Here is a 4,076-nt window from a genome sequence, read left to right on the forward strand (position 1 = left end):
GCAGAGCAGGCTCAGGGCTACTGAAAGCCCGCTCCGTACCGCTTAGCGGTCGGAGCCGGGTAGTTTACCATAGTTCGACAAGAATCCAACTCAAAGAGCGCACCACTTAAGGTATCCATCTGCATCTGTGGCTGTAACCTCCTCTCCGCCTTCCCGTTCCCGCGCTTTTGACCTTTGGCCTCCCCTGGCCTTAGTTTTGCAGCGGATCACCCAAGCCGTACCGGTGCTGCTGTTGATCACGCTGCTCAGTTTTTTGCTGTTGCAACTGGCCCCCGGAGATTTTTTGGATCCCTTGCGGGCGGATCCCAGTGTCAGCCAGGAGTTTATTGCCCAAGAGGAAGCACGGCTGGGGTTGGATAAGCCCTTGGTTTGGCAGTACTTGACCTGGCTGGGCAACCTGCTGCAAGGGGATTTCGGGGTGAGCTACACCTATCGCGTGCCGGTAGCACAGCTCATCCTCTCCCGCGCCGGCGCTACCTTGCTGTTGGCGGTGTCCTCTGTGGTGCTGACTTGGCTGGTCGCCATTCCCCTAGGGATCCTGGGGGCGCTGCGGCAGAACACCCCCCTGGATCGGGCGTTGCAGTTGCTCAGCTACCTGGGCCAGGCCATGCCCAGCTTTGTGCTGGCCATTTTGCTGCTAATTGTGGCCCAAAACGTGAGCTGGCTGCCGGTAGGGGGGATGACCAGTGTTTATTTTGCCGAGCTTAGTTTGGGGGAAAAGTTGCTGGATCTGGGCCGCCACCTGCTCCTGCCCACGCTGGCCCTGAGCATCACCAGCTTTGCCGGGCTGCAGCGGATTACGCGCGGCAATTTCTTGGATGTGCTGCGGCAGGAATACATCCAGGCGGCGCGGGCCCGTGGGATCCCAGAGTGGCGGGTGATCTGGTTGCACGCGCTGCGCAACGCCGTCAACCCCTTGATCACGATCTTGGGCTTTGAGTTTGCCAATCTGCTCAGCGGTTCCTTTATCGCCGAGTTTTTCTTCAATTGGCCGGGGCTGGGCAAGCTGCTCTTGGAAGCTGTTCAAAGTTTCGATATCAATGTGGTGATGGCGGGGCTTCTGCTGGGGGCCATCATGCTCATTCTGGGCAATTTGTTGGCCGATTTGCTCCTGATGTGGGTGGATCCCCGGATCCGACCCGACTCACTGCTGTAGTTAACCATTGCTGCTACGGATCCCTCAAACAGGCGGCTCAATTGTGGAGACAATATCTCGAATCACCGCCTCAGCCTCTTGCCGTCGGTTGCCGGCCATCTCTCCCGACCCGGCCAGAGAAACCCGATGGGTCAGTACCGGCACGAACAGTGCTTGCAGATCTTCTGGTAGACAAAAGCTGCGCCCTTTCACCAGCGCCTGAGCCCGTGCTGCCCGCGCCAAGGCCAGGGCTCCACGGGTGGATACCCCCGCCCGCAGCAGCTTGGACACGCGAGTGGCCTGCACCACCTGCAGAAGATAGTCCGCCAGGGATCCATCCAAATACACCTGATCCACCGCCGACTGAATCTCTCGCAACTCTATCAGGGAGAGAACCGGCTGCAGAGCATCCACCGGCTCGGCCTGTTGCCGTTGCAAGAGTAAAGCTCGCTCTACCTCAGGGCTGGGGTAGCCAATCGACAGCCGTACCAAAAACCGATCCAACTGGCTTTCTGGGAGGGGATAGGTGCCGTGGTACTCCAAAGGATTTTGGGTGGCCAACACCATAAATGGGCTGGGCAGCGGGTAGGTGCGATCGTCCAGCGAAACCTGCTTTTCCGCCATTGCCTCCAGCAGGGCACTTTGGGTGCGGGGCGAGGTGCGATTGATTTCATCCGCCAAGACCACGTGGGCAAAAATGGGGCCGGGACGAAATTCAAAATCCCCTTTTTCTTTGTTGAAAAGGGTGAGGCCAAGGATATCTGTCGGCAATAGGTCGCTGGTAAATTGAATCCGCTGAAACTTGGCTCCCAAACTGTGGGCGATGGCCCGCGCCAAAGTGGTCTTGCCTACACCGGGCACATCTTCAAGCAAAACATGACCTTCCGCAACCAAGGCCGTGACCACCGCCTGCACCACCTGCGATTTGCCCTGAAACACGGATTCGATATTGGCAATCAGCTTGCCAATCTGTTGGTGCAAGGTTTGTAATCGCTCCGCTGGGATCCGTGCTGAACCAGACCGGGTGCTGACACTCGCCATAAACCATTCCCAAAGGGGCCTATTCCACCTTACAGGCTGGATCCCATTGCCAGCTCAGGGCGGGATCCCGCTAAACCCCAGTGAAAAACCGGAGTATCATAGACCTAAGCCCTCCACAAGGATGGATATCTTGGAACTGTCTTGCAAAAGTGAATATGCTCTCCTGGCCCTTCTGGAATTGGCCCAGCACTACAGCGATGGCCAGGTGCTGCAGATTAAAGAAATTGCGGCTCATCAGTCCATACCCGACCGCTACTTGGAGCAATTGCTGGCCACCTTGCGCAGACAGGGGTTGGTGCGCAGCCAACGGGGATCCAAGGGAGGCTACTTCCTGGCCCGAGCACCCTGGCAGATCTCGCTGCTGGATGTTATCCAGGCCATCGAGGGGGAAGATCTCAGCCGCTCCCGCGACTTGCCCTCGGGCGATCTCACCCCAGAGCGGGAAGTGCTCCTGAAGGCCTGGCAAGATGCCCAAGCTGCGGCGGTAGCCATTCTCCAGAAGACCACCCTACAAGACCTCTGCGACCGGCAGGCACAACAGCAACAGGCTCGGCTCATGTACTACATCTAGGCCAGAGGCTGGAGCTGGGATCCTTGGAAGGTTTTGGGTTATCCTGAAACCCACTGCTTTTTGAATTGAGCCCTTCCATGACCGTTCGCTCTTCTCGCTCTCAGGCTGCCGATACGTTTTCCGCGGAAGATTTTGCCCAGGCTTTAGACAAGCAAAACCTCAGCTTTCAACCGGGGCAGGTGGTGCAAGGCCGCATCTTCCAACATCAGAACGATGGCGCTCTGGTGGATATTGGCGGCAAATCCCCGGCCTTTTTGCCCCTCAAGGAAGCAGGGATCCGCCCAGGGGAAGATTTGAGTGCGCTCTTTCCTTTAAAGACAGAAGCCGAGTTTCTCATCCTGCGGGAAGATGCAGAAGGACAAATTGTGCTCTCGGCGCGGCGGCTGAGGCTGAAGCGGCTTTGGGAAGAGCTGGCCCAGAAGCAAGCCAACGGCCAGACGGTAACCGTTCCGGTGATCGCCACCAACAAAGGGGGGGTGGTGGTGGATGTGCAGGGGCTGCGCGGCTTCATTCCCCGCTCCCACCTCAGCCAACGGGAAAGTCTGGAGGAGTTGGTGGGGCAATCCTTGACAGCAAGCTTTATCGAGGTGAACCCAGAAGCCAACAAGCTGGTGCTCTCCCAAAGGGCGGCTGTAAAGTCCGAGAACCTGAGCCGCTACACCAGTGGCCAAGTGGTGGAAGGCAAAGTCAGCGGACTAAAACCCTTCGGTGTGTTTGTGGACCTGGAAGAAGGGATAACCGGGCTGTTGCACATCAAGCAGGTCAGCCAAAGTTTTGTAGCCTCGCTACCGGATTTGTTCAAACCAGGCCAACGCATCAAAGCTGTTGTCATCGATGTGGATGAGGCCAAGGGACGGATGGCCCTCTCCCTGCGGGTGCTGGAAAAGCATCCGGGTGAGGTGCTGGAGCAGCTGGACAGGGTTATGGAGGAGGCCGAAGAGCGGGCCGGTAAACTCAAGGGGAGAATAACATCCGACGGCCAAGTCATCTGATCCCATCTCTGCCTCGAGTTCGGATGCAAAACCTGCAGAGGGAAAGCAAGACGCCTTACGGCAATCAGAGGAAAATCACACCTGACTGGTTATCTCCAGCAGCCAGGCCCGGTCGTGCTCAACGCCTTACGGCAATCAGAGGAAAATCACAGGAGCCAGAGGAGGACGATGAGCCGGCGCCGCTTCCGTGCTCAACGCCTTACGGCAATCAGAGGAAAATCACAACATACCTTGAACACCCCACTTCAAAGCTTTTGAAGTGCTCAACGCCTTACGGCAATCAGAGGAAAATCACCTGACTACAGCCCCGCCGATAAGCCGTGGGACATTGTGCTCA

The 4,076-nt window shown here is 57.5% G+C and carries 4 protein-coding genes; 3 read left to right on the forward strand and 1 reads right to left on the reverse strand.

Annotation, left to right across the window (positions count from 1 at the left end; genetic code table 11):
- Positions 1-127 precede the first annotated feature (127 nt).
- On the forward strand, positions 128-1,156 hold the full coding sequence (locus tag NW838_RS09855; protein WP_414399426.1) for an ABC transporter permease: 1,029 nt from the start codon (positions 128-130) through the stop codon (positions 1,154-1,156).
- A 24-nt stretch (positions 1,157-1,180) separates the two neighbouring features.
- Here the strand turns inward: NW838_RS09855 and NW838_RS09860 are convergent, their stop codons facing one another.
- The gene (locus tag NW838_RS09860) at positions 1,181-2,176 is read right to left on the reverse strand and encodes an AAA family ATPase (protein WP_414358388.1); all 996 of its coding nucleotides are present in this window, start codon (positions 2,174-2,176) and stop codon (positions 1,181-1,183) included.
- Between the two features lie 130 nt (positions 2,177-2,306).
- Between NW838_RS09860 and NW838_RS09865 the strand changes: the two genes are divergently transcribed.
- Both NW838_RS09865 and NW838_RS09870 read left to right on the forward strand, forming a co-directional pair.
- Positions 2,307-2,747: an RrF2 family transcriptional regulator gene (locus NW838_RS09865; RefSeq protein WP_011432485.1), complete on the forward strand. Its 441-nt coding sequence runs from the start codon at positions 2,307-2,309 to the stop codon at positions 2,745-2,747.
- Between the two features lie 77 nt (positions 2,748-2,824).
- Positions 2,825-3,739 carry a S1 RNA-binding domain-containing protein gene (locus NW838_RS09870; RefSeq protein ID WP_414427959.1) on the forward strand — a complete coding sequence of 305 codons (915 nt, stop codon included), beginning with the start codon at positions 2,825-2,827 and terminating at the stop codon, positions 3,737-3,739.
- Positions 3,740-4,076 lie beyond the last annotated feature (337 nt).

The organism is Synechococcus sp. R55.2 (genome assembly GCF_047462075.1).
In the GTDB taxonomy this organism is placed as follows: domain Bacteria; phylum Cyanobacteriota; class Cyanobacteriia; order Thermostichales; family Thermostichaceae; genus Thermostichus.

Coding starts and splice junctions, on each gene's coding strand:
- NW838_RS09870 (WP_414427959.1), top strand. CDS start 2,825: ATGACCGTTCGCTCTTCTCGCTCTCAGGCTGCCGATACGTTTTCCGCG.
- NW838_RS09860 (WP_414358388.1), bottom strand. CDS start 2,176: ATGGCGAGTGTCAGCACCCGGTCTGGTTCAGCACGGATCCCAGCGGAG.